Origin of the sequence: Nocardioides sp., assembly GCF_041913365.1 — a bacterium.
Classification (GTDB): Bacteria; Actinomycetota; Actinomycetes; order Propionibacteriales; family Nocardioidaceae; genus Nocardioides.
Map to the genome: position 1 here is coordinate 349,952 of NZ_JAYSFM010000003.1, position 21,781 is coordinate 371,732.

Below are 21,781 nucleotides of genomic sequence, written 5' to 3' on the forward strand. Positions count from 1 at the left end.
TTGCCCGCCGAGCCCTCTGGCCCCCCGTGCCGGGGCCCACCCGACCCCCGGTGGGAGGGGTGCCAGCGGATACCGCTGGCACCCGTCCGCCATGTGGGGACCGGGCCGGACCTGTCACAGACGGTTACACCGCGACGGTGAACGGATGCCGTCCCGGGGGTGGTTGGATACCGCTGTGCCCCCCGCTCAGCCCGACGGCGACGTCGCCCCCGAGGACGGCCTGCTCCCCGAGGAGGCGAGGGCCGAGTTCGGCAGCAAGCCCTTCGGTCTCTACGTCCACGTGCCCTTCTGCAGCGTCCGGTGCGGCTACTGCGACTTCAACACCTACACCGCCCACGAGCTGGGGGACGAGGTCGGCGCCAGCCGGTCGTCGTACGCCGAGGCGGCGATCCGGGAGATCCGCTTCGCCCGCAACGTGCTGGGCCACCGCGACGTGCCGATCGACACCATCTTCTTCGGCGGCGGCACGCCCACCCTGCTCAAGCCGGCCGACCTCGGCGCGATCGTGGCCAGCGCCGCCGCCGAGTTCGGGCTGGTCGACGACGTCGAGATCACCACCGAGGCCAACCCCGACAGCGTCGCGGCGTGGGACCTCGAGGAGCTCCGCTCGCTCGGCTTCAACCGGATCAGCTTCGGTATGCAGTCCGCGGTCGACCACGTGCTCCGCACCCTCGACCGCACCCACGACCCGATGCGCGTGCCGGCCGTCGTCGACTGGGCACGGCAGGCGGGCTTCGAGGACGTCAGCCTCGACCTCATCTACGGCACGCCGGGGGAGTCGCTCGCCGACTGGGGGACCTCGGTCGACGCCGCCCTCGCCTGCCAGCCCGACCACGTCTCGGCGTACTCCCTCATCGTCGAGGAGGGCACCGCGATGGCCCGCCAGGTCGCGCGCGGCGAGCTGCCGATGCCCGACGAGGACGACCTCGCCGACAAGTACCACCTCGCCGACGAGCGCCTCGCCAGCGCCGGGATGAGCTGGTACGAGGTGTCCAACTGGGCGACCTCGCCCGACCACTGGTGCCGGCACAACCTCCTCTACTGGACCGGTGGCCACTGGTGGGGCGTCGGCCCCGGCGCGCACTCCCACGTCGGCGGCGTGCGCTGGTGGAACGTCAAGCACCCGGCGGCGTACGCCGAACGGCTCGGGCGTGGCGTCTCGCCCGCCCTCGCCCGGGAGGTCCTCGGCTACCGCGACCAGCGGACCGAGCGGATCCTCCTCGAGATCCGCCTCGTCGAGGGCCTTCCCGTCAGCGCCCTCGAGGCCTCCGGCCGCGCCCAGGTCGCCCGGATGGTCGCCGACGGGCTCGTCGAGCTCGCCGCCGAGCGACTCGTCCTCACCCAGCGCGGCCGCCTCCTCGCCGACGCCGTGGTCCGCGACCTGGTGGAGTAGGTCCGGCTGCTTCGGGCTGGGGACGGTGTTGTCTGGCGCTCGCTCCGCTCGCGCGTGCTCGGCGCCCTTCAAGACGTCGTCTTCCCTCGTCGCTCCCGAGCTGTCTCGCTGCGCTCGCCGCACTCGCTCCCTCCTCACTCCAGACGACGTCGGGCGCCGAGCGCGTGGGCTCGGGAGGCTGGGGCGATCCGGGCGGCGAGCGCCGGGGTACTTAGGGACGGACTGGTAGGTCGTGGATGTGCGTCACCTACCAGTACGTCCCTAGCTAAGTCAGGCGAAGGCGCGACGACGAACGAGCGGGTTACGAGCGCCGCGACACGCGCCGAAGCGAAGCGGAGGCGCCAGTGTCACTGCGTCGTGAAGTCGATGAGCTCCTCGACCCGGCCGAGGAGGGCGGGCTCGAGGTCGGCGTAGGAGCTGACCCGGCCGAGGATGTGCTTCCAGGCGCGGGCGATGTCGGCCTGGTCGCGGTGGGGCCAGCCGAGCTGCTGGCAGGTGCCCGACTTCCAGTCGATGCCCTTGGGGACCGAGGGCCAGCGGGGGATGCCGAGCCGGTCGGGCTTGACCGCCTGCCAGACGTCGATGAACGGGTGGCCGACGACGAGGACGTGCTTGCCGACGGGGGAGCGGGCGATGTTGGCGGCGATCCGCGCCTCCTTCGACCCGGGGACCAGGTGGTCGACCAGGACGCCGACGCGGCGCTGCGGTCCGGGCTTGAAGTCGCGGAGGTGGTCGGCGAGGTCGTCGACGCCGCCGAGGTACTCCACGACGACGCCCTCGATGCGGAGGTCGTCGCCCCAGACCTTCTCGACGAGCTCGGCGTCGTGGCGGCCCTCGACGAAGATCCGGCTGGCACGGGCGACGCGGGCGCGGGCGTGGGGCACCGCGACGGAGCCGGACGCCGTACGCGTGGGGGCCGCGGGTGCGCCGGCGCGGACGGGGCGGGTGAGGATCACGGGCTTGCCCTCGAGCAGGAAGCCCGGCCCCAGCGGGAACGTACGCCGCTTGCCGCGGCGGTCCTCGAGGGTCAGCGTGTCGATGTCGCGGTCCACGGCGACCACCTCGCCGCACCAGTCGGTGGTGACCTCCTCGACGACCATGCCGAGCTCCGTGGGGACCTCGACGGCGCGCCCGTTCCTGGGGACACGCCAGTCGCCGGAGAGGACGTCGGTTCCGTAGCGATCGTGAGGCACCGGGCTACGGTAGGCGGCCGACGACCAGATAGCCGGGGGGCACGCCGTGGACGCACGCGCAGCAAGAGCACGCACCGACGAGCGGCAGCGGCCGGTCCCGACGGTCGATCGCACGGACGCGGCCGGTGCGGGCCGGCGCCGGCGGGGGATCCGCGACCTGTTGCGCCGTGAGGAGGTCGAGGACGGCGTGTTCCGTCCGGTCCGGCTGCCGCTGTGGATCGACCTCGGCATCTCCGCGGCGATCGTCGTGGTCGTGATCGGCGGCTTCGCCGGCTTCATCTGGTTCCTCGCGAGCACCCAGGGACGCTGACGGCCGGCCGACCCGGCTCAGCCCTCGGCGACGCCGTCGCCCTCGGCGCCCTCGCCGCTGTTGGCGGCGGGCTCGTCCTCGGACTCCTCCTCGTCGGAGTCGCCGCTCGACTCGACCGTCGGGTTGCCCAGGTCCTCCTGGGTGGCGTCCATCTCCAGCTCGTCCTGGCTCTTGGTCGCCTCGTCGTCGGGATCGAGCGGCTCGGCGAGCGGATTGTCCTCACCGGGCTGGAGGTCCTCGGGCAGCTGGTCGTCGGAGATGCCGCCCAACGTCGCCTCGTCGGGGGAGGCGGTGCCGCCGGAGTGGTCCGAGTCGGCCGGGCTGGTGCCGCTCCCGGCCTCGGGGGTCTCGCCGGGGTCGGTCTGGGATCCGCTGTTCTCGGTCATCACCCAGTCCTACCGGTGCCCCGATGGGTCGTCCAGCCCCGTGGGGGTGGGCTCACGCGGCTCAGCAGATGCCCGCGTGGAGGTGCGAGCGCAGCGCCGCGCCGAGCTCCTGCGGGGAGGACACCGTGCGGAGGAAGTCGAGTCGCTCGGTGTGGGCACCGGCCGCGTCCAGCCACGACACGTCGACCCCGGAGGTGTCGACCCGCAGCAGGCTCGCCGCGAGCAGGGACTGGAGGGGGAGGCCGAAGGCCGCGGCCATCGCGGAGCGCAGCTCGCCCTCGTGGGCGTCGTTGGCGTGCTCGGCCGTGCGCTGGAGGTAGCCCTGGTTGAGGACGTGGCGACGGTCGCGGAACTGGGCGAGGCCGACCGGCACCGCGAGCGAGTCGCGGTAGAGCGTCACCGCGGTCAGCTCGACCGCCACCAGCGACCGCGGGTCACCGCAGCACTCGCAGCCGCTGCCGCGCACCGCGAGCTGCCCCTCGAGGACGAGGGTGAGCCGCCGCTCGCGCGAGCCCGGCGTCCCCAGCCCACTGGTCACCTCGACCACCCCGTCGACCCCCACGTGGGCGGCCGTGAGCAGGGCAGAGGTGTCGGACGCGCTGAAGACCGGGGTGCCGTGCACGTCGCAGGTGACGTCGTACGTCTCGTCGCGCAGCTCCTCGTCGGTGCCTCCCACCCGGAGGGTGATCGTGGCGGGGCACGACAGCACGCTCCGCGCGATCAGGGCTGCGTGGGCCGGGATCATCGCCACCTCCAAGGATTAGGTAAGGCAACCCTAATCTTGAAGGCGGTTCAGATCAACGGCAACCGCTTCTGGCTGCGCGGCAGGTGCTCGTAGCCGAGGCGTACGGCGCTCACGAGCCGCTCGGGGTCCCACGGCCACTCGCCCTGGGCCAGCGCCTCGGACTGGGGCACCCCGCGGGAGGCGAGGTCGCGGATGGTCTCGGCGATCACGCCGAGCTCGACGCGCTGGTCCTGCACGAACTCCTTGTCCACCACCTGGCCGTGGCCGGGGACCACGACGGTGGCGTCGGTCATCAGCCCGATCACCAGATCGAGGGTCGCCGGCCACTCCAGCGGCCAGGAGTCGTCGCCGATGAACGGCGGGTCGGACTCCTCGACCAGGTCGCCGCCGAGGACGACGTCGGCGTCGGGCACGCGCACCACCAGGTCGCCGGCCGTGTGGCCGCGACCGGGGTGGATCAGCTCCACGGCCCGGTCGCCGAGGTCGAGCTGCACGACCGAGGAGAACGTGTGCGTGGGCAGGTGCAGCGTGGTGGCGAGGACCTCGTCGCGGCGCGGGTTGTCGGTGGCCTGGTCGTACATCTCGAAGGTGCGGGCCGCCGACTCCTCGATGTGGTCGCGCGCCCACTCCGTGGCGTGGATCGGCATCTCGCCGAACTGCTCGACCATCGTGGCGTTGCCGAAGTGGTGGTCCCAGTGCTCGTGGGTGTTGACCAGGCCGGTCAGCGGACCCGCGCCGAGACGGCGTACGTCGTCGGCCACGAGCCGCGCCTCCGCGGCCGAGCCGTGGGTGTCGACCATCAGCAGTCCGTCGGACCCGCCGACGAGGGTGATGTTGACGTGCATCCAGTCGTAGTGCGCCACCCAGACCCGCGGCGCCACCTCGGTGAAGTCGGGCATGCTCGGGACACTACGGGCTGCTAGTAGAGTTGGCACTCCAGCCGAACGAGTGCCAGAACGACTGCCAGCAAGGAGGGCTCCATGGTCGACGACCGCAAGCTCGACGTGCTGCGCGCGATCGTGGAGGACTACGTCGCGACCGAGGAGCCGGTGGGCTCCAAGGCGCTGGTCGAGCGGCACGGCCTCGGGGTCTCCCCGGCCACGGTCCGCAACGACATGGCGGTGCTCGAGGAGGAGGGCTACATCCACCAGCCCCACACCAGCGCCGGCCGGGTGCCGACCGACAAGGGCTACCGGCTCTTCGTCGACAAGCTCGCGACCCTCAAGCCGATGAGCGCCGCGGAGCGGCGGGCCATCTCGACCCTGCTCGACTCGGCGGTCGACCTCGACGACGTGGTGCAGCGCTCGGTGCGGCTGCTCAGCCAGCTGACCCGCCAGGTCGCGATCGTCCAGTACCCCACGCTCTCCCGCTCGACCGTGCGGCACGTCGAGCTGGTGCCGCTGACGCCGACCCGGCTCATGCTGATCCTGATCCTCAGCACCGGTCGGGTCGAGCAGCGCCTGGTCGAGCTCGACGCGCCGCTGGGCGACGCCGACCTCGCCGAGCTGCGCGTGGCCATCAACCAGGCCAGTGCCGGTGTGCAGATCGCCGAGGCGGCTGCGGCGCTGGGCGTGCTGCCCGACGACGTACGCCCCGAGCAGGCCGACTCGGCGCGCGCCGTGGTGACGGTCCTCGCCGAGGCGATGTCCGACCACCGCAGCGATGAGCGCGTCGCGGTGAGTGGCACCGCCAACCTCGCCCGCTACGGCGACTTCGACACCGCCGTCCGGCCGCTGCTGGAGGCGCTGGAGGAGCACGTCGTGCTGCTCAAGCTGCTCGGGGAGTCGGGCGCCGACGCGGTCACCGTCCGCATCGGCCACGAAGGCCCCTACACCGAGCTCGCCGCGACCAGCGTCGTGGCCACCGGCTACGGCCCGCTGGAGAACCACCTCGGTTCGCTGGGCGTGGTCGGCCCCACCCGCATGGACTACCCCGGATCCATGGCAGCCGTGCGCGCGGTCGCGCGCTACGTCTCGCGGATCCTCGATGAAGGAAACCAGTGACCCAGGACCCCTACGAGATCCTCGGCGTCTCGCGCGACGCGAGCGCCGACGACATCAAGAAGGCCTACCGCCGCCTCGCGCGGCAGCTCCACCCCGACGTCAACCCCGACCCGGAGACGCAGGAGCGCTTCAAGGACGTCTCGCGCGCCTACGAGGTGCTGAGCGACCCTGGCAAGCGCGCGGCGTACGACCGTGGTGGTGACGCGTTCAGCCAGGGCTTCGGCGGTGCCGGGCAGGGCTTCTCGTTCACCGACATCATGGACGCGTTCTTCGGCGGCGGTGCCGCGGCCGGTGGACAGCAGCGCGGACCACGCTCGCGCGCACGGCGCGGCCAGGACGCCCTGATCCGGCTCGACGTGACGCTCGCGGAGGCCGCCTTCGGCGTCACCAAGGACCTCAAGGTCGACACGGCGCTGCGCTGCGAGGCCTGCGAGGGCCAGGGCACCGCACCGGGCACGTCGCCGACGACCTGCGAGACGTGCCACGGCCAGGGCGAGGTCGCCGTCGTGCAGCGCTCGTTCCTCGGCGAGATCCGCACGCTCCGTCCCTGCGCGGCCTGCCGCGGCTACGGCTCGATCATCCCCGATCCCTGCCGCGAGTGCTCCGGCGACGGCCGCGTCCGCTCGCGCCGGACGCTGACGGTGAAGATCCCCGCCGGCGTCGACAACGGCACGCGCGTGCAGCTCACCGGTCAGGGCGAGGTCGGCCCCGGCGGCGGCCCGGCCGGCGACCTCTACGTCGAGATGCACGTCGAGCCGCACAAGACCTTCACCCGCCACGGCAACGACCTCCACACCACGGTCTCGCTGCCGATGACCGCGGCGGCGCTCGGCACGCAGCTGACGCTTCCGCTGCTCGAGGCCGACCTCGCGTCCGAGGAGTCGGACACGCAGACGACGTACGACCTCGACGTCCGCGCCGGCACCCAGTCCGGCAGCGAGCAGGTCATCCGCGGCTTCGGCGTGCCGAGCCTGCGGGGCGGCCGCGGCGACCTCGTCGTCAGCGTCGTCGTCGACACCCCGACCCGGCTCGACCCGCGTCAGGAGGAGCTGCTGCGCGAGCTCGCGGCGATCCGCGGGGAGGAGTCGCCCGACGGCCAGGTCGAGGCGCCGCACAAGTCGATGTTCGGCCGGCTGCGCGACGCCTTCCAGGCCTGAGGCCGAGCGTGTCCCTCCCGGTCCACCTCGTCGAGTCGCTGGCCGGCGTCGGTGTCGGCTCCCTCGTCGAGGTGACCGGTGACGAGGCCCACCACGCCGTCGCCGTACGTCGTCTCCGCGAGGGCGAGCAGGTCGTGCTGACCGACGGCCTCGGCACCTCCGTCACCGGGGCGGTGGCCGCGACCGGCAAGCGGGTCTTCAGCGTCACGATCGCCGAGGTCGCGCACGAGGAGGCGCCGTCGCCGGCGATCACCGTCGTGCAGGCCCTGCCGAAGGGCGACCGCGGCGAGCTGGCCGTGGAGGTACTGACCGAGGTCGGCGTCGACCGGGTGGTGCCCTGGGCCGCGTCGCGCTCGGTCGCGGTGTGGAAGGGGGAGCGCGCCGCGAAGTCGCACGCGAAGTGGCAGGCCACCGCCCGCGAGGCCGCGAAGCAGTCGCGCCGCGCCTGGCTGCCGACCGTCACGCCGCTGGCGTCGACGGCCGACCTGGCCGCCGTGGTCGCCGAGGCCGACCTGACCCTCGTCCTCCACGAGGACGCCACCGCGCCGCTCAGCGCGATCGACGTACCCACCTCCGGGCGGATCGTGGTCGTCGTCGGTCCCGAGGGCGGCATCGCCCCCGACGAGCTCGAGGTGCTCGAGGCCGCGGGCGCCGTCACCGTGCGGCTCGGTGCCGAGGTGCTGCGCACCTCCACCGCCGGCGTCGTCGCCGTCGCCGCGCTGCTCGCCCGGACGCCCCGCTGGGCCTAGACCGCTCGCACCTCAACCACCGACGGAGGCTCAGTCGACGACCGTGATCCGCTTGGTGTCGGTGTCGGACATCCCCTGACCCGACGGGTCGTCGGTCTGGGCGATGACGACGTACTCACCGGCCGGGACGTCGAAGAGGTTGAGGCGCTCGATGAAGGGGTAGAGCCCCTCCCCGCCCCACCCCGCGATCGTCGGCACCTCGGCCACCACGGCCGTGCCCTCCCAGCGCTGGACGCGGATGACCACGTTGCCCTCGAAGGAGTTGGCCAGCCCCTCGACGACCAGGCCGCCGTCGTTGTCGACCTCCTGCCCCTCGTCGGGGTTCAGCAGGTTGACGCGCGAGAGCACGTCGAGGTCGGGTGCGGGCGCCAGCGGCTCGCTCGTCGGGACACCGAGCACCTGGTCGATCGGGTTGCCGTCGGCGTAGAACTGGACGGGTGCCGAGGACTCGGTCGCGACCTGGAGCGTGCGCACCACCTGCTCCACCGCCAGTGACGCTTCCTCGGGCGTGATCGACGCCGGCCGCTCGCGCACGGACGGGTCCACCGTGACGCCGATCTGCCCGTCGTCGCCGACCCCGTCGAAGGACCAGTCCCGGATCACGTCGGCCGGCCAGAGGGTGCGGTAGTCCGCGTCGAGGGGAGTGAGTCCCAGGGCGACGACGGCCGCGTCGACCGGGTTCGCGGCGTCCACCTGCCGGCGCTCGCGGTAGAGCCGGACGCCCGCTGGCGCCTCCCCGGCGTAGTAGACGGTCACGGAGAGGCCCTCAGTGCGGACCGGATCCGTCGCCGTGCTGGTGGGCGCCGGGGTGGCGACGTCGGGAGCGGCGCGCCTCGGCGAGCCCCCGGTGGTCAGCGCGAACGCGGTGACCACCGACGCGGCGACGAGCGCTGCCCCGCCGGCCGCCCACCACCCCCGGTGCGTACGACGCCCGGTGGCCGCGCGGATGGCGTCCAGTCGGTCGGCCGGCTCGATGTCGTCGGCCACCTCGTGGAGGAGGTCCCTCATCAGCTGGTCGTTCATGCCGGGTCCTCCCACCAGTCGCCGAGGAGGTCGCGCAGGGCGGCGCTGCCTCGGTGTGCGTGTGCCTTGACCGCGCCGCGCGAGATGTTCAACGCGTCGGCGATCTGTGCCTCGGACCATTCCAGGTAGTAGCGCAGCACCAGCACCTCGCGCTGGCGCTCGGACAGCTGGCGCAGGGCGTCCTTGACCGCGTCGCGCCGGGCGCCGCCCACCGACGGGCCGTCCACGACCACGTCGGCGACCGTGGTCCGCCGCGCGTGCCGCTCGACCACGCCGCGGTGGCGCAGCTGCGAGCGGGAGCGGTTCACGACCGCCTGGCGCAGGTACGCCAGCGCCTTGTCGGGGTCGCGCAGCCGCCCCCACTTGCCGTGCATCGCGACGAACGCGTCCTGCACGACGTCCTCGGCGGCAGCCTGGTCGTGGACGAGCAGCACGGAGAGCCGCACGAGCTGGCGCCAGTGGGCGGCGTACAGCTGCTCCACTGCGGTGTCCGCGTCGGCGGCGGAGAGGTCCGGCACCGGCAGCCCCCCGTGGCGCGGTCTGGTCTGGATGGTCACGCAGTGGGACGCGCGAGCAGGCGCGTCGGTTGACGGCTACCCGACGTGGATCAGCTTGGTGTCGACGCTCGGGCCGTCGCCCTCGGTGCCGCCGCTGGGGTCGTCGGTCTCGCACTGGAGCAGCACGTCGCCGGAGCCGACGTCGGCGAGCGGGAGCTCGACCTCGAACGGGAAGAGCCTGTCGTCCATCCAGCCCTCGGCCTGGTAGCCCTCGAGGGCCACCTCCTCGTCGCCGGCGATGAGGCGGCACGGGCCGCTGGCCTCGAAGGAGTTGGACACTCCCGTGACCGTCAGCGTGTCGCCGGTGACGGTGTCGCCCTCGGCGGGCGAGGTGATGTTGACCAGGCTGAGGGTGCGGAGCGGGCTCGCCTGCTCGTACGGCGTGTCCGACGGCAGGCCGAAGAGGCGGAAGTCGGTGCCGCCCCGCTTGACCTGCACCGGGGCCCGCTCCTGCTGCACGCCCTGCAGCGTGTAGACCAGCTGCTGCATCGCCAGCTCGGCGCCGCGCTCGGACATGCCGTCGGGTCGCTCGGTGAAGGCGTCGGAGGGGATGTCGACGACGAAGACGCCGTCGGGGCTGTAGGCCACCGACAGCTCGACCTGCGGCCACAGCGTGCGGTAGTCGGGGTCGTCGGGCTGCCCGCCGCCTGCCACCAGCCTCGCGGCCTCGGTCAGCGGGTCGCCGGTGACCCGGTGGAACTCCCGGAACAGCACCGGCTTCCCGCCCGGGCCGTCGCCGACGTAGTAGACGGGCACCACGGTGCTCGACGGCTCCGACGGCGACTCCGAGGCGGGCTGCTCGGTCGGCTCCTGTGAGGCCGACCGGCTCGGCTTCTTCGTCGGCTTGGCGGCGTCGGTGGCGTCACCCGACGCCGGCACCGGGTCGTCCGCGGCGCACCCGGCCAGCGCCAGGCTGCCGGCCACGAAGGCGGCGGCGCCCGCCCAGCGTCGTACGGACAGGGACATGGGGAAGGTCATGCGGCTCACGGTAGTTGGACGCGGAGCCGCGCCGATCGGTTACACGCCGCGTCGCCAGACCCTAGGCTTGGAGGATGAGCGACACGTCGGACGACTGCATCTTCTGCACCATCGTCGCCGGTGAGATCCCGGCCGAGGTCCTCGGCAGCAACGACCACGCGATCGCGATCAAGGACCTGCGCCCGCAGGCGCCGTTCCACGCCCTGGTGATCCCGCACGACCACCACGAGAACGCCGCAGCGTCCGCGGCCGCCGACCCGGCGATCATCGGGCACCTCGTCTCGCTGGCCGACGAGGTGGCCAGGGCCGCCGGCAATGCCGACTACCGGCTGATCGCCAACACCGGAGCGGGCGCCGGCCAGACCGTGTTCCACACCCACCTGCACGTGCTCGGCGGCTCGTCGCGGATGACGGAGTCCCTGATCTGATGTGCCGCACCCGTGCCCTCGCCGCCACCTTCCTCGCCGCAGGGCTGATGACGCTGTCCGCCTGCAGCGGATCCGACGGCTCGACCGACGGCTCCTCGTCGGAGGACCGGGCCACACAGCCGGCTCAACAGGCCTCGCCATCGGCGGAGGCCGCCGCTGAGGGGCACGGTCACTACGCCGAGCCGGCGAAGGCGCGGCCGCTGCGCGCGGGGGAGTCACGTACGACGATCGCGATGCCGGGCAGCTACACCCCGTCGGCCCCCTACGGCACCGGCACCGACGACTACCGCTGCTTCCTGCTCGACCCGGAGCTGCAGAAGGACGCCTGGCTCACCGGCACCCACGTCCTGCCCGGCAACCCGGACGTGGTGCACCACGTGATCCTGTTCCAGGTCCCGCCCGAGCAGGCCGCGGCGGCGGAGGCCAAGGACGCGGCGGAGGACGGTGAGGGCTGGACCTGCTTCGGCGGCACCGGCCTCGACGCGTTCCAGAACGTCGACGACGCCGCGTGGATCGGCGCCTGGGCGCCCGGCGGCAAGGAGTCGGTGGTCAAGCCGGGCTTCGGCGTCCGCCTGGCCAAGGGCAGCCGGATCGTGATGCAGGTTCACTACAACCTGCTCGCCGGCATCGGCCCCGACACCTCCGCCGCCCAGCTGCGGCTGGCGCCTGGCAAGCGCCCCTACGAGGCGCTGCACACGATGCTCCTGCCCGCGCCGGTCGAGCTGCCCTGCCGGGCCAAGCACGACGACGGGCCCCTGTGCGACCGCGACGCCGCACTGGCCGACGTCAAGGAGCGGTTCGGTGCCGAGGGCAACACCGCCGACCTCCTGCACGTCCTGTGCGGGACGAAGCCGCAGCCGGGCGAGGTGCAGTCGTGCGTGCGCACCCTCGCCGAGCCGATGACGATCCACGGCGTCGCCGGGCACATGCACCTGCTCGGCCGCTCGATCACGATCGAGGTCAACCCGGGGACGCCGCAGGCGCGGACCATCCTCGACATCCCGGTCTGGGACTTCGACGACCAGGGCAGCCGGCCGATCGCGCCCATCCACCTCGAGCCGTTCCAGCAGGTGAAGGTGACGTGCCGCCACGTCCAGTGGCTGCGCGACAAGCTCCCGTCGTTCGAGGGCCAGCCCGACCGCTACGTCGTCTGGGGCGAGGGCACCACCGACGAGATGTGCCTCGGCATGCTGCAGATCACCCGCCCCTGACCTTCCCGTTGCTTGCCCGCCTGAGGGTGGCGGCGCACGACATCGGATCGGGCGGTGTGGGTGTCGTACGCCGCCAGGGTGGCGGCAGATTGCACCGGAGGACGTGCCTGGAGTGCGATGTGCCGCCACCACGGGATGAGGCAGGCGTAACCGGGTGGGCCGTACGCCACCCGCTCGGTAGCATGGAAGGGCTCTGCCACCGACCCGGAAGGCCGCCCGTCACGGGCATCCATGACTGACACGACCCCACAGGTCCGACCGACCCACACCGTCGTCGTACCCAACAGCATCGACATGGTCTCGGTCCTGGGCCCGGGAGACGAGCACCTCAGGCTGATCGAGCGGGCGTTCCAGGCCGACGTGCACGTCCGGGGCAACCGCATCACGCTGACCGGCGAGTCCGCCGAGGTGGCGACGGCCGAGCGGCTGCTCGACGAGGTCGTCACGCTCGTGCGCACCGGCCAGGGCGTCACCGGCGAGACCGTCGAGCGGATCATCCAGATGCTGCGCACCGAGACGCAGGAGCGCCCGGCCGACGTGCTGAGCCTCAACATCCTGTCCAACCGCGGGCGCACGATCCGACCCAAGACGCTCAACCAGAAGCGCTACGTCGAGTCGATCGACAAGCACACCATCACCTTCGGCATCGGCCCGGCGGGCACCGGCAAGACCTACCTGGCCATGGCCAAGGCCGTGCAGGCGCTGCAGGCCAAGGAGGTCAACCGGATCATTCTGAGCCGTCCGGCCGTCGAGGCGGGCGAGCGGCTCGGCTTCCTGCCGGGCACGCTCAGCGAGAAGATCGACCCCTACCTGCGCCCGCTCTACGACGCACTGCACGACATGGTCGACCCGGAGACGATCCCCAAGCTGCTGGCCGCCGGCACGATCGAGGTCGCGCCGCTGGCGTTCCTGCGCGGCCGCTCGCTCAACGACTCCTTCATCATCCTCGACGAGGCGCAGAACACCACGCCCGAGCAGATGAAGATGTTCCTGACCCGGCTGGGCTTCGGCTCGCGCATCGTGGTCACCGGCGACACCAGCCAGGTCGACCTGCCGTCCGGCACCAAGTCCGGGCTCCGCGTGGTCGAGGGCATCCTCGACGGCGTCGAGGACATCTCCTTCTGCCGCCTCACCGGCACCGACGTCGTACGCCACCGGCTGGTGGGCCGCATCGTGGAGGCCTACGAGGTCTTCGACGCCCACAACGCGGCCAAGGGACCGAAGTCGGCGGGCAGCCGCCCCGACCGCGGACGGGGCCAGCGGTGAGCATCGAGGTCCTCAACGAGTCGGGCCTCGAGCTCGACGTACGCCGTCTCTCCCAGCTGGCGCGGTTTGTGATGGACGAGATGCGCGTCCACCCGCAAGCCGAGCTGTGCATCAAGGCCGTCGACGAGGACACCATCGCCGAGCTCAACGAGCAGTGGATGGAGAAGGAGGGCCCGACCGACGTGCTCGCCTTCCCGATGGACGAGCTGCGGCCCGGCAAGGTCAACGAGGAGCCCGAGGAGGGGGTGCTCGGTGACCTCGTGCTGTCGCCGTCCGTCGCCGAGCGCCAGGGCACCGAGGCCGGCCACGGGCGCGAGGCCGAGATCGACCTGCTCACCGTGCACGGCATCCTCCACCTCCTCGGCTACGACCACGCCGAGCCCGAGGAGCACGCCGTGATGTTCGGCCTGCAGGACGAGCTGCTCGGCAAGTGGCGCTCGTCCGAGACCTCGTGAGTCGGCGCTGCTGAGATGACCGCCGACATCTGGCAGCTCGCCTCGGCGACGCTGCTGGTCGTGCTCGCCGGCCTGTTCTCGGCCGCCGACGCCGCCCTCAACGGCTTCTCGCGCGCCCGCGCCGAGGAGCTCAAGGCCGAGGGACGCCCCGGTGCGACCCGCCTGGTCATGCTGCTCGGCGACCCCGCGCGCTACCTCAACACGGCCCTGCTGCTGCGGCTGCTGTGCGAGATCAGCGCGATCGTCCTGGTCGCGACGTGGGCACGCGACGCCTTCCACGGCGACCTGCTGCCGACGGTGCTCACCACGATCGGCGTGATGCTGGTCGTCTCGTTCGTGGCGATCGGCGTCGCCCCGCGCACGGTCGGCCGCCAGCACGACGTGAAGGTCGCCCTCCTCTCGGCCGGGCCGCTGTCGCTCGTGACCACGATCCTCGGCCCGATCCCGGCCCTGCTGATCATGCTCGGCAACGCGATCACCCCCGGCAAGGGCTTCAGCGAGGGCCCGTTCTCGACCGAGGTGGAGCTGCGTGAGCTCGTCGACTTCGCCGAGGCGTCCGCGGTGATCGAGTCGGGCGAGCGCAAGATGATCCACTCGGTCTTCGAGCTCGGTGACACGATCACCCGCGAGGTGATGGTGCCCCGCCCCGACGTGGTCTACATCGAGCGGCACAAGAACCTGCGCCAGACCCTCTCGCTGTTCCTGCGCAGCGGCTACTCCCGCATCCCCGTCATCGGGGAGAACCTCGACGACATCGTCGGCATGGCCTACCTCAAGGACCTCGTCCGACGCGACTTCGAGGCCCCCGACGTGGAGTTCACCCAGCGGGTGGACGAGGTGATGCGCCCGGTCCACTACGTCCCGGACTCCAAGCCCGTCGACGCGCTGCTCAGCGAGCTCCAGGCGCGCCGTCAGCACATCGCGGTCGTCGTCGACGAGTACGGCGGCACGGCCGGCCTGATCACCATCGAGGACGTGCTGGAGGAGATCGTCGGCGAGATCACCGACGAGTACGACGCCGAGGAGGTCGAGGTCGAGCACCTCGACGGCGGCGCCATCCGCGTCTCCTCCCGCTACCCGGTCGACGACCTCGACGAGCTGGTCGGCTTCGACGTCGAGGACGACGACGTCGACAGCGTGGGCGGCCTGATGGCCAAGCACCTCGGCAAGGTCCCGATCCCCGGCTCCGTGGTCGAGTGCCACGGCCTCCGGCTGGAGGCCGAGCGCGCGACCGGGCGCCGCAACAAGATCGAGACCGTGCTGGTGTCGGTGCTGCCCGCCGAGGACGACGCCGCCGAGACCGACGCCGCCCCCGGGGTCAACGCCTCCGGCCGCTGACCAGGACGTACTCCCAGCGCATCCGCCCCGCGGCGTCGCGGAACCCCGCCGCGAGCTCGTCGAGGGCGGCGTCGAGCTCCGCCGCGCGCTCCGGCTGGTCGGCCAGGCCGCGGTAGGCCACCAGCGTCGGGCCGTAGTTCTCGCGGAAGTAGGTCCGGAAGTCGCTCGGACCGCCGAACGCGTCCACGTCGACGTACGCCGTCTCGAAGGTCAGCCCCTCGACCCGGTCGCCGAGCAGCTCGCGCACGTGCGCCTCGCTGCCCCACAGCGGCGGCGGCTGCACGCCCGCGGGCGGCGGCGGCACGAACTGCTTCATCGTCGCGAACACCCGGCCGATGAAGCCGTCGGGGGTCCAGCTGGCCAGGCCGAACCGCCCGCCGGGGCGCAGCACGCGCACCATCTCGTCGGCGGCGACCTGGTGGTGCGGCGCGAACATCACGCCCACGGTGCTGAGCACGACGTCGTACGTCGCGTCGGGCCACGGCAGCGCCTCGGCGTCGGCCACGGCCCAGTCGATGTCCAGGTCGGGGTGCTGGGCCCGGCCGATCTCGAGCAGCTCGGGCGTCAGGTCCGAGGCCACCACCCGCGCGCCGGCGCGAGCGGCCGGGACGGACGCGTTGCCGTTGCCGGCGGCGATGTCGAGGACCCGCTCGCCGGGCGCGATGCCGAGCGAGGCGACCACGCGCTCGCCCAGCACCGGGATGATCTCGTCGGCGACCCGGTCGTAGTGGCCGGCCGCCCACATGGTGCGGTGCTTCTGCTTCAGTGCGGCATCCGCGTCGACGGGTGCCGCGGTGGTGGTGCTGGTCATTCCGTGCTCCTTCCAGAGCTCTCGTTGTCGTGTCCCGTCAACGCTAGGAACGGCGGCGACCAGCGACGAGTGCACGATCTGTACCACCCCCTCCGGGGCGGCGTAACGTGCCGCCATGGGAGCCAGCTACAGCCAGTTCTGCCCTGTCGCGAAGGCGATGGAGCTGCTCGACGAGCGGTGGACGCTGCTCGTGGTCCGTGAGCTGGTCATCGGCAGCGAGCACTTCAACCAGCTGCGCCGTGGCCTGCCGAGGATGTCGCCGACGCTGCTGTCGCGGCGGCTCCAGCAGCTGGTCCGCGCCGGCGTCATCACGCGCGAGGAGTCCGATGGCGAGGTGCGCTACCGGCTGACCGAGGCGGGGGAGGAGCTGCGGCCGGTGGTGATGGCGCTCGGCACGTGGGGCACGCGCTGGATCCCCGACCTCGCCGACCCTGACCTGGACCCCAAGCTGCTGCTGTGGGACATGCACCGCAACGTCGACCACGACCGGGTGCCGCCCGGGCGCACGGTCGTGGCCTTCGAGTTCGACGACGTCGACCCCAAGCTGGCCCGCTGGTGGCTGGTCCTGTCCCGGGACGACGTGGACGTGTGCGACGACGACCCGGGCGACGAGCCGGTCGCTGTCGTGCAGACCTCGCTGCGCACCCTCACCGAGGTGTGGCGCGGCGACAAGCCGTGGAGTGCCGCGCGCGGCGACGGATCGATGCGCGTCCTGGCGGGCCGGGACGTGGCCGCGGACCTGCCGGGGTGGTTCCTGCTCTCGCCCTTCGCCGGCGTGCCGCGCCCCCTCACTAGGCTGGCGCCATGAACGACCTGTCGGCGGACCTGGGCCCCGAGGACGCCAAGCTGGTGACCCTCGCGCGGGCGACGCGAGCACGAGCCCGGTCGCGCGAGGGCGCGGCGGTCCGCGACCTCGACGGACGGACGTACGCCGCCGCGAGCATCCGCCTCCCGCACCTGCGCCTGTCGGCCCTGGAGGTCTGTGTCGCGATGGCCATCTCGTCGGGCTCGACCGGGCTCGAGGCCGCGGTCGTGCTGACCGACGGCGACCTCACCGACGTCCAGGCGGCGAGCGACTTCGCCGGCGCGGGGGTCCCGGTCCTGGTGGGCGACCCGGCCGGTCGGATCCACACCCGCTCGACCACCCACGCACCTCACTGACGTACGCGCGACGACCGCGTGTGACGCCGTTCACAACGCACTCGCGACAGGCGCCCGCCTCGCGCTAGCGTGACGGCGTGGCACAGCCTTTGGGGTGGGAGGAGCACGAGCGCGGCGTGCGCAGGCTCCGGGAGTCCTACGCCGCGCTGCCGCCGGACGCGCCGGTCCGGCTGGCCAAGCGCACCAGCAACCTCTTCCGCGGGCGTCCCGAGCCCGGCACGGGCCTCGACGTGAGCGGCCTGCAGGGCGTGATCGAGGTCGACGGTGACGTCGCCGAGGTCCAGGGCATGTGCACCTACGAGCACCTCGTCGAGGCGACGCTCGCCCACGACCGGATCCCCCTGGTGGTGCCCCAGCTGAAGACGATCACCCTGGGCGGCGCGGTCAGCGGCCTGGGCATCGAGTCGACGAGCTTCCGCAACGGCCTGCCGCACGAGTCGGTCCTGGAGATGGACGTGGTGACGGGCTCCGGCGAGATCGTGACGACCAAGCCGGGCGACGACCTCTTCGACGCCTTCCCCAACTCCTACGGCTCCCTCGGCTACGCCACCCGGCTGCGCATCGAGCTCGAGCCGGTGCCGGCGTACGTCGCGCTCCGGCACGTGCGCTTCGACGACGCGACCGCGCTCGCGGAGGCCGTCGCCCGCATCGTCGACGAGCGCGCGTGGGCGGGCGAGCGCGTCGACGGGCTCGACGGCGTCGCGTTCGCGCCCGACGAGCTCTACCTGACCCTCGCCCGCTGGACCGACGAGCCCGGCCCGACCAGCGACTACACCGGGCAGCAGGTCTTCTACCGCTCGCTCCAGCAGCGGCCGATCGACCGGCTCACCGTCCACGACTACCTCTGGCGCTGGGACACCGACTGGTTCTGGTGCTCGCGCGCCTTCGGCGCCCAGCACCCGCTCGTCCGCCGGGTGTGGCCACGCCGCCTGCGCCGCTCCGACGTCTACTGGAAGCTCGTCGCGCTCGACCGCCGCTTCGGGATCGGCGACCGGCTCGACCGCCGCGCCGGCCGACCGCAGGGCGAGCGCGTCGTGCAGGACGTGGAGATCCCGGTGGGACGGCTCGCGGAGTTCCTCGACTGGTTCGACCGCGAGGTCGGCATGCGCCCGGTGTGGCTGTGCCCGCTCCGCCTGCGGTCCGAGGGCGAGGACCGCCCGTGGCCGGGCTACCCGCTCACCAGCGGCACGACCTACGTCAACGTGGGCTTCTGGGGCGTGGTCAACGTCGGGCCCGACGCACCCAGCTCCCCGCGCAACCGCGCGATCGAGGCGAAGGTCACCGAGCTCGGCGGCCACAAGAGCCTCTACTCCGAGGCGTTCTACGAGCGCGCGGAGTTCGACCGCCTCTACGACGGCGCCCACCTGGCCCGCGTCAAGGCGGTGCACGACCCCGACGACCGATTGACCGATCTCTACGACAAGGTGGTGGGACGACGATGAGCCTGATCTCCGGGGGGAGCCGGGTGCCGGCACGGATGTCCATCGGCGACGCGATGGACCGGCTCGTACGCGGCGGGCTGCCCGTGCGCTTCACGGCGTACGACGGGAGCAGCGCCGGCCCTCCCGACGCGCCGTTCGGGATGGACCTCCGCACCGAGCGCGGGCTGGCCTACCTGATGACCGCGCCCGGTGACCTCGGCATGGCCCGCGCCTACGTCAGCGGGGACCTCGACCTCACCGGCGTGCACCCCGGCGACCCCTACGACGCGATGGTGCTGCTCAAGGACCACACCAAGTTCCGGGTGCCGTCGCCGAACGAGGCCGTGCACATCGCACGCAGCCTCGGCCTGCAGAACCTCCGTCCGCCGGCCCCGCCGCCGCAGGAGCACCTGCCGCGCTGGCGCCGGGCCGTCGAGGGGCTGCGACACTCGATGACGCGCGACGCCGACGTGATCTCGCACCACTACGACGTCTCCAACCGCTTCTACGAGATGGTGCTCGGCCCCTCGATGGCCTACACCTGCGCTCTCTACGAGACCCCGGAGGTCACGCTCGAGGAGGCGCAGGCGGCCAAGTTCGACCTGGTCTGCCGCAAGCTCGACCTCCAGCCCGGCCAGCGGCTCCTCGACGTCGGCTGTGGCTGGGGCACGATGGTCCGCCACGCCGCGCGTGAGTACGGCGTCAAGGCGCTGGGCGTGACGCTCTCGCTCGAGCAGGCCCAGTGGGCCAAGGAGGCCATCGACCGCGAGGGCCTCGGCGACCTCGCCGAGGTGCGCCACATGGACTACCGCGACGTGGTCGAGAACGGCTTCGACGCGGTGAGCTCGATCGGCCTGACCGAGCACATCGGCGTGCGCAACTACCCGTCGTACTTCGCGCAGCTGCGCGACCGGCTCAAGCCCGGCGGCCGGCTGCTCAACCACTGCATCACACGGCCGCACAACCGCCGCCAGGAGACCGGCGCCTTCATCGACCGCTACGTCTTCCCCGACGGGGAGCTGATCGGCTCCGGCACGATCATCACCGCGGCCCAGGACGCCGGCCTGGAGGTGCAGCACAGCGAGAACATCCGGCTGCACTACGCCGCCACGCTGCGCGACTGGAACCGCAACCTCGTCGACAACTGGGACGAGTGCGTCGCCGAGGTGGGGGAGGGCACCGCGCGGGTGTGGGGCCTCTACATCGCCGGCTCGCGGATCGGCTTCGAGCGCGACGAGGTCGAGCTGCACCACGTGCTCGCCACCCGCAACCACCCGGGCGGGCGCTCCGACTTCCCGATGCGACCCGACTGGTGAGCGCTCGATAGCGTGACCCCGTGAGCACCCGGGCAGCACAGTTCCAGGCGCGCGTCGCGCGACGTGAGCCGCTGACCGACCACCTCGTCAGGCTGGTGCTCGACGGGATCGACGGCTTCGAGAGCACCGGCGTGCCCGACGAGTGGGTCGGCCTGGTCGTGCCCGGGCAGTTCCAGAGCCGCTACTACACCGTGCGGGCGCACCGGCCCGGCGAGCTGACCCTCGACGTGGTGGTGCACGACGTGGGGCTGGTGACCGAGTGGGCGATGCGTGACTGCATCGGCGACACGGTGACGATCACCGAGCCCAAGGCGTCGTTCGCCCCGCCGCCCGGCGCCGGCTGGCTGCTGCTCGTCGGCGACCTGACCGCGATGCCGGCGATCGCCCGGATCACCGAGACCCACCCCGACCTGCCGACGTACGTCCTGGCGGAGGTGCCCGACGACCTGTCCGGCTACCTCCCCGACACCGCGCAGGTCACCTGGCTCGCGCCGCCGGCGCCCGGGCAGAGCGCGCTCGCCGAGGTCGTCGAGGGCATCGACTGGCCGGCCGGGGAGGGCTACTTCTGGATGGCGGGGGAGTCCGCGCAGATGCGCGCGATCCGCAAGCACCTGATGCGCGAGGTGAAGCTCCCGACCAGCCACTACGACGTGATGGGCTACTGGCGCGCCACCGCCGCCCGGCAGCCGCGCGCCGTCGACCCCGGCCCCATCTGGCGCGCCGGCAAGGCGGCAGGGAAGAGTGACGAGCAGATCTGGGCGGAGTACGACGCGGCGCGGGAGGCGAGCGATGGCTGAGCACGAGGACCAGCACGAGCACGAGGACCAGCTGGAGGACGACCTCGACCTCACCGACGACGAGGACGACGACGACGAGGACGACGACTTCGAGGACGACGACCTCGACGACGACTTCGACCTGTCCGGGGTCGCGCCAGCGGGCGCGTTCTACCAGGCCCCCGAGGGCTTCCGGAGCGGCTTCGCCTCCTTCGTCGGCCGCCCGAACGCCGGCAAGTCCACGCTGACCAACGCCCTCGTCGGCCAGAAGATCGTCATCACCTCCTCCAAGCCGCAGACCACCCGCAACGTGGTGCGCGGCATCGTGCACCGCGACGACGCCCAGCTGATCCTGGTCGACACCCCCGGCCTGCACCGCCCCCGCACGCTGCTCGGCGAGCGGCTCAACGACCTCGTCCGGACGACGTGGGCCGAGGTCGACGTGGTGGCCGTGTGCTTCCCGGCCAACGAGAAGATCGGGCCGGGTGACCGCTTCCTGGTCACCGAGCTGGCCAAGGTGCGGCGCACCACCCGGATCGCGGTGGCCACCAAGACCGACCTGGTGACGCCCGAGCAGCTGGCCACCCACCTGATGGACATCGCCGCGCTCGGCGAGGAGACCGGGACGGCGTGGGCCGAGATCGTGCCGGTGTCGGCGAAGTCGGGTGACCAGGTCGACCTGCTCGCCGACCTGCTGGTCGGGCTGATGCCCGAGGGCCCGCCGCTCTACCCCGACGGCGACCTCACGGACGCACCGGAGGAGGCGCTGGCCGCCGACCTGATCCGCGAGGCCGCGCTGGAGGGGGTGCGCGACGAGCTGCCGCACTCCATCGCCGTGGTGGTCGAGGAGATGGGCCTGCGCGAGGGCCGTCCCGACGACAAGCCGCTGCTCGACATCGTGGCCAACCTCTACGTCGAGCGCGACTCCCAGAAGGGGATCATGATCGGCCACAAGGGCTCGCGGCTGCGCGCGGTCGGCACGGCCGCCCGCACGCAGATCGAGGCGCTGCTCGGCACGCCGGTCTACCTCGACCTCCAGGTCAAGATCGCCAAGGACTGGCAGCGCGACCCGCGCCAGCTCCGCAAGCTCGGCTTCTGAGCCCG

At 72.4% G+C, this 21,781-nt stretch carries 24 protein-coding genes; 16 read left to right on the forward strand and 8 right to left on the reverse strand.

Annotated elements, in window-relative coordinates; genetic code table 11:
• The first annotated feature begins 175 nt into the window (after window positions 1-175).
• On the forward strand, window positions 176-1,393 hold the full coding sequence (gene hemW / locus ACE3QY_RS10055) for a radical SAM family heme chaperone HemW (protein ID WP_374455874.1): 1,218 nt from the start codon (window positions 176-178) through the stop codon (window positions 1,391-1,393).
• Between the two features lie 347 nt (window positions 1,394-1,740).
• Here the strand turns inward: hemW and ACE3QY_RS10060 are convergent, their stop codons facing one another.
• Window positions 1,741-2,586, reverse strand: coding sequence for a DUF3097 domain-containing protein (locus ACE3QY_RS10060; protein WP_374455875.1), 846 nt, complete (start codon window positions 2,584-2,586; stop codon window positions 1,741-1,743).
• Between the two features lie 46 nt (window positions 2,587-2,632).
• On the opposite strand from ACE3QY_RS10060, the gene ACE3QY_RS10065 reads away from it, so the two are divergent.
• Window positions 2,633-2,896, forward strand: coding sequence for a hypothetical protein (locus ACE3QY_RS10065; protein WP_374455876.1), 264 nt, complete (start codon window positions 2,633-2,635; stop codon window positions 2,894-2,896).
• A gap of 17 nt (window positions 2,897-2,913) precedes the next feature.
• Here the strand turns inward: ACE3QY_RS10065 and ACE3QY_RS10070 are convergent, their stop codons facing one another.
• The 3 genes from ACE3QY_RS10070 to ACE3QY_RS10080 all read right to left on the reverse strand — a co-directional run bounded on the left by ACE3QY_RS10070 (window position 2,914) and on the right by ACE3QY_RS10080 (window position 4,926).
• On the reverse strand, window positions 2,914-3,282 hold the full coding sequence (locus ACE3QY_RS10070; RefSeq protein ID WP_374455877.1) for a hypothetical protein: 369 nt from the start codon (window positions 3,280-3,282) through the stop codon (window positions 2,914-2,916).
• A 61-nt stretch (window positions 3,283-3,343) separates the two neighbouring features.
• Window positions 3,344-4,027, reverse strand: a complete 684-nt coding sequence (locus tag ACE3QY_RS10075) for a hypothetical protein (protein ID WP_374455878.1) — start codon at window positions 4,025-4,027, stop codon at window positions 3,344-3,346.
• A gap of 47 nt (window positions 4,028-4,074) precedes the next feature.
• Window positions 4,075-4,926 carry an MBL fold metallo-hydrolase gene (locus ACE3QY_RS10080; RefSeq protein WP_374455879.1) on the reverse strand — a complete coding sequence of 284 codons (852 nt, stop codon included), beginning with the start codon at window positions 4,924-4,926 and terminating at the stop codon, window positions 4,075-4,077.
• A gap of 81 nt (window positions 4,927-5,007) precedes the next feature.
• On the opposite strand from ACE3QY_RS10080, the gene hrcA reads away from it, so the two are divergent.
• The 3 genes from hrcA to ACE3QY_RS10095 are packed head-to-tail and all read left to right on the forward strand — an operon-like array spanning window position 5,008 to window position 7,936.
• On the forward strand, window positions 5,008-6,030 hold the full coding sequence (gene hrcA / locus ACE3QY_RS10085; protein ID WP_374455880.1) for a heat-inducible transcriptional repressor HrcA: 1,023 nt from the start codon (window positions 5,008-5,010) through the stop codon (window positions 6,028-6,030).
• Window positions 6,027-7,187, forward strand: coding sequence for a molecular chaperone DnaJ (gene dnaJ, locus ACE3QY_RS10090; RefSeq protein WP_374455881.1), 1,161 nt, complete (start codon window positions 6,027-6,029; stop codon window positions 7,185-7,187). The genes hrcA and dnaJ overlap by 4 nt, the downstream gene beginning before the upstream one ends.
• Before the next feature lie 8 nt (window positions 7,188-7,195).
• Entirely contained in the window at window positions 7,196-7,936 is a 741-nt protein-coding gene (locus tag ACE3QY_RS10095; protein WP_374455882.1) for a 16S rRNA (uracil(1498)-N(3))-methyltransferase, read from the forward strand.
• Between the two features lie 30 nt (window positions 7,937-7,966).
• Here the strand turns inward: ACE3QY_RS10095 and ACE3QY_RS10100 are convergent, their stop codons facing one another.
• The 3 genes from ACE3QY_RS10100 to ACE3QY_RS10110 all read right to left on the reverse strand — a co-directional run bounded on the left by ACE3QY_RS10100 (window position 7,967) and on the right by ACE3QY_RS10110 (window position 10,494).
• Window positions 7,967-8,959, reverse strand: coding sequence for a Gmad2 immunoglobulin-like domain-containing protein (locus ACE3QY_RS10100; RefSeq protein ID WP_374455883.1), 993 nt, complete (start codon window positions 8,957-8,959; stop codon window positions 7,967-7,969).
• On the reverse strand, window positions 8,956-9,477 hold the full coding sequence (locus tag ACE3QY_RS10105) for a SigE family RNA polymerase sigma factor (RefSeq protein ID WP_374455884.1): 522 nt from the start codon (window positions 9,475-9,477) through the stop codon (window positions 8,956-8,958). The genes ACE3QY_RS10100 and ACE3QY_RS10105 overlap by 4 nt, the downstream gene beginning before the upstream one ends.
• Before the next feature lie 75 nt (window positions 9,478-9,552).
• The gene (locus ACE3QY_RS10110) at window positions 9,553-10,494 is read right to left on the reverse strand and encodes a Gmad2 immunoglobulin-like domain-containing protein (RefSeq protein WP_374455885.1); all 942 of its coding nucleotides are present in this window, start codon (window positions 10,492-10,494) and stop codon (window positions 9,553-9,555) included.
• Window positions 10,495-10,568: 74 nt separating this feature from the next.
• On the opposite strand from ACE3QY_RS10110, the gene ACE3QY_RS10115 reads away from it, so the two are divergent.
• From ACE3QY_RS10115 to ACE3QY_RS10135, 5 genes are all read left to right on the forward strand, one after another.
• Window positions 10,569-10,922: an HIT domain-containing protein gene (locus ACE3QY_RS10115; protein ID WP_374455886.1), complete on the forward strand. Its 354-nt coding sequence runs from the start codon at window positions 10,569-10,571 to the stop codon at window positions 10,920-10,922.
• Entirely contained in the window at window positions 10,922-12,133 is a 1,212-nt protein-coding gene (locus ACE3QY_RS10120; protein ID WP_374455887.1) for a hypothetical protein, read from the forward strand. The genes ACE3QY_RS10115 and ACE3QY_RS10120 overlap by 1 nt, the downstream gene beginning before the upstream one ends.
• Before the next feature lie 231 nt (window positions 12,134-12,364).
• Complete coding sequence (locus ACE3QY_RS10125; protein ID WP_374455888.1) at window positions 12,365-13,399, forward strand: PhoH family protein; 1,035 nt, start codon at window positions 12,365-12,367, stop codon at window positions 13,397-13,399.
• Entirely contained in the window at window positions 13,396-13,854 is a 459-nt protein-coding gene (ybeY, locus tag ACE3QY_RS10130; RefSeq protein ID WP_374455889.1) for an rRNA maturation RNase YbeY, read from the forward strand. Before ACE3QY_RS10125 ends, ybeY begins: the two co-directional genes overlap by 4 nt.
• Window positions 13,855-13,869: 15 nt before the next feature.
• Window positions 13,870-15,192: a hemolysin family protein gene (locus tag ACE3QY_RS10135; RefSeq protein WP_374455890.1), complete on the forward strand. Its 1,323-nt coding sequence runs from the start codon at window positions 13,870-13,872 to the stop codon at window positions 15,190-15,192.
• Here the strand turns inward: ACE3QY_RS10135 and ACE3QY_RS10140 are convergent.
• Window positions 15,173-16,003: a class I SAM-dependent methyltransferase gene (locus ACE3QY_RS10140; RefSeq protein ID WP_374455891.1), complete on the reverse strand. Its 831-nt coding sequence runs from the start codon at window positions 16,001-16,003 to the stop codon at window positions 15,173-15,175. The two genes, ACE3QY_RS10135 and ACE3QY_RS10140, sit on opposite strands and share 20 nt — an antisense overlap.
• A gap of 115 nt (window positions 16,004-16,118) precedes the next feature.
• Here ACE3QY_RS10140 and ACE3QY_RS10145 point away from each other — a divergent pair, with 115 nt between their 5' ends.
• The 6 genes from ACE3QY_RS10145 to era all read left to right on the forward strand — a co-directional run bounded on the left by ACE3QY_RS10145 (window position 16,119) and on the right by era (window position 21,776).
• Window positions 16,119-16,811 carry a winged helix-turn-helix transcriptional regulator gene (locus ACE3QY_RS10145; RefSeq protein ID WP_374455892.1) on the forward strand — a complete coding sequence of 231 codons (693 nt, stop codon included), beginning with the start codon at window positions 16,119-16,121 and terminating at the stop codon, window positions 16,809-16,811.
• The gene (locus ACE3QY_RS10150) at window positions 16,808-17,164 is read left to right on the forward strand and encodes a cytidine deaminase (protein WP_374455893.1); all 357 of its coding nucleotides are present in this window, start codon (window positions 16,808-16,810) and stop codon (window positions 17,162-17,164) included. The genes ACE3QY_RS10145 and ACE3QY_RS10150 overlap by 4 nt, the downstream gene beginning before the upstream one ends.
• 77 nt (window positions 17,165-17,241) lie before the next feature.
• The gene (locus ACE3QY_RS10155; protein ID WP_374455894.1) at window positions 17,242-18,606 is read left to right on the forward strand and encodes an FAD-binding oxidoreductase; all 1,365 of its coding nucleotides are present in this window, start codon (window positions 17,242-17,244) and stop codon (window positions 18,604-18,606) included.
• Window positions 18,603-19,901, forward strand: coding sequence for a class I SAM-dependent methyltransferase (locus tag ACE3QY_RS10160; protein ID WP_374455895.1), 1,299 nt, complete (start codon window positions 18,603-18,605; stop codon window positions 19,899-19,901). The genes ACE3QY_RS10155 and ACE3QY_RS10160 overlap by 4 nt, the downstream gene beginning before the upstream one ends.
• Window positions 19,902-19,921: 20 nt before the next feature.
• The gene (locus ACE3QY_RS10165) at window positions 19,922-20,698 is read left to right on the forward strand and encodes a siderophore-interacting protein (RefSeq protein WP_374455896.1); all 777 of its coding nucleotides are present in this window, start codon (window positions 19,922-19,924) and stop codon (window positions 20,696-20,698) included.
• A complete protein-coding gene (era, locus tag ACE3QY_RS10170; protein ID WP_374455897.1) occupies window positions 20,691-21,776 on the forward strand; it encodes a GTPase Era in 1,086 nt (361 codons plus the stop codon). The genes ACE3QY_RS10165 and era overlap by 8 nt, the downstream gene beginning before the upstream one ends.
• Window positions 21,777-21,781 lie beyond the last annotated feature (5 nt).

Bases quoted from the DNA above. Each gene is read 5' to 3' on its own strand.
- ACE3QY_RS10120 (WP_374455887.1), top strand. From the start codon at position 10,922: ATGTGCCGCACCCGTGCCCTCGCCGCCACCTTCCTCGCCGCAGGGCTG.
- ACE3QY_RS10160 (WP_374455895.1), top strand. From the start codon at position 18,603: ATGAGCCTGATCTCCGGGGGGAGCCGGGTGCCGGCACGGATGTCCATC.
- ACE3QY_RS10075 (WP_374455878.1), bottom strand. From the start codon at position 4,027: ATGATCCCGGCCCACGCAGCCCTGATCGCGCGGAGCGTGCTGTCGTGC.
- ACE3QY_RS10140 (WP_374455891.1), bottom strand. From the start codon at position 16,003: ATGACCAGCACCACCACCGCGGCACCCGTCGACGCGGATGCCGCACTG.
- ACE3QY_RS10150 (WP_374455893.1), top strand. From the start codon at position 16,808: ATGAACGACCTGTCGGCGGACCTGGGCCCCGAGGACGCCAAGCTGGTG.
- ACE3QY_RS10070 (WP_374455877.1), bottom strand. From the start codon at position 3,282: ATGACCGAGAACAGCGGATCCCAGACCGACCCCGGCGAGACCCCCGAG.
- ACE3QY_RS10110 (WP_374455885.1), bottom strand. From the start codon at position 10,494: ATGACCTTCCCCATGTCCCTGTCCGTACGACGCTGGGCGGGCGCCGCC.
- ACE3QY_RS10125 (WP_374455888.1), top strand. From the start codon at position 12,365: ATGACTGACACGACCCCACAGGTCCGACCGACCCACACCGTCGTCGTA.
- ACE3QY_RS10135 (WP_374455890.1), top strand. From the start codon at position 13,870: ATGACCGCCGACATCTGGCAGCTCGCCTCGGCGACGCTGCTGGTCGTG.
- hrcA (WP_374455880.1), top strand. From the start codon at position 5,008: ATGGTCGACGACCGCAAGCTCGACGTGCTGCGCGCGATCGTGGAGGAC.
- ACE3QY_RS10080 (WP_374455879.1), bottom strand. From the start codon at position 4,926: ATGCCCGACTTCACCGAGGTGGCGCCGCGGGTCTGGGTGGCGCACTAC.
- ACE3QY_RS10145 (WP_374455892.1), top strand. From the start codon at position 16,119: ATGGGAGCCAGCTACAGCCAGTTCTGCCCTGTCGCGAAGGCGATGGAG.
- ACE3QY_RS10100 (WP_374455883.1), bottom strand. From the start codon at position 8,959: ATGAACGACCAGCTGATGAGGGACCTCCTCCACGAGGTGGCCGACGAC.
- era (WP_374455897.1), top strand. From the start codon at position 20,691: ATGGCTGAGCACGAGGACCAGCACGAGCACGAGGACCAGCTGGAGGAC.
- ACE3QY_RS10115 (WP_374455886.1), top strand. From the start codon at position 10,569: ATGAGCGACACGTCGGACGACTGCATCTTCTGCACCATCGTCGCCGGT.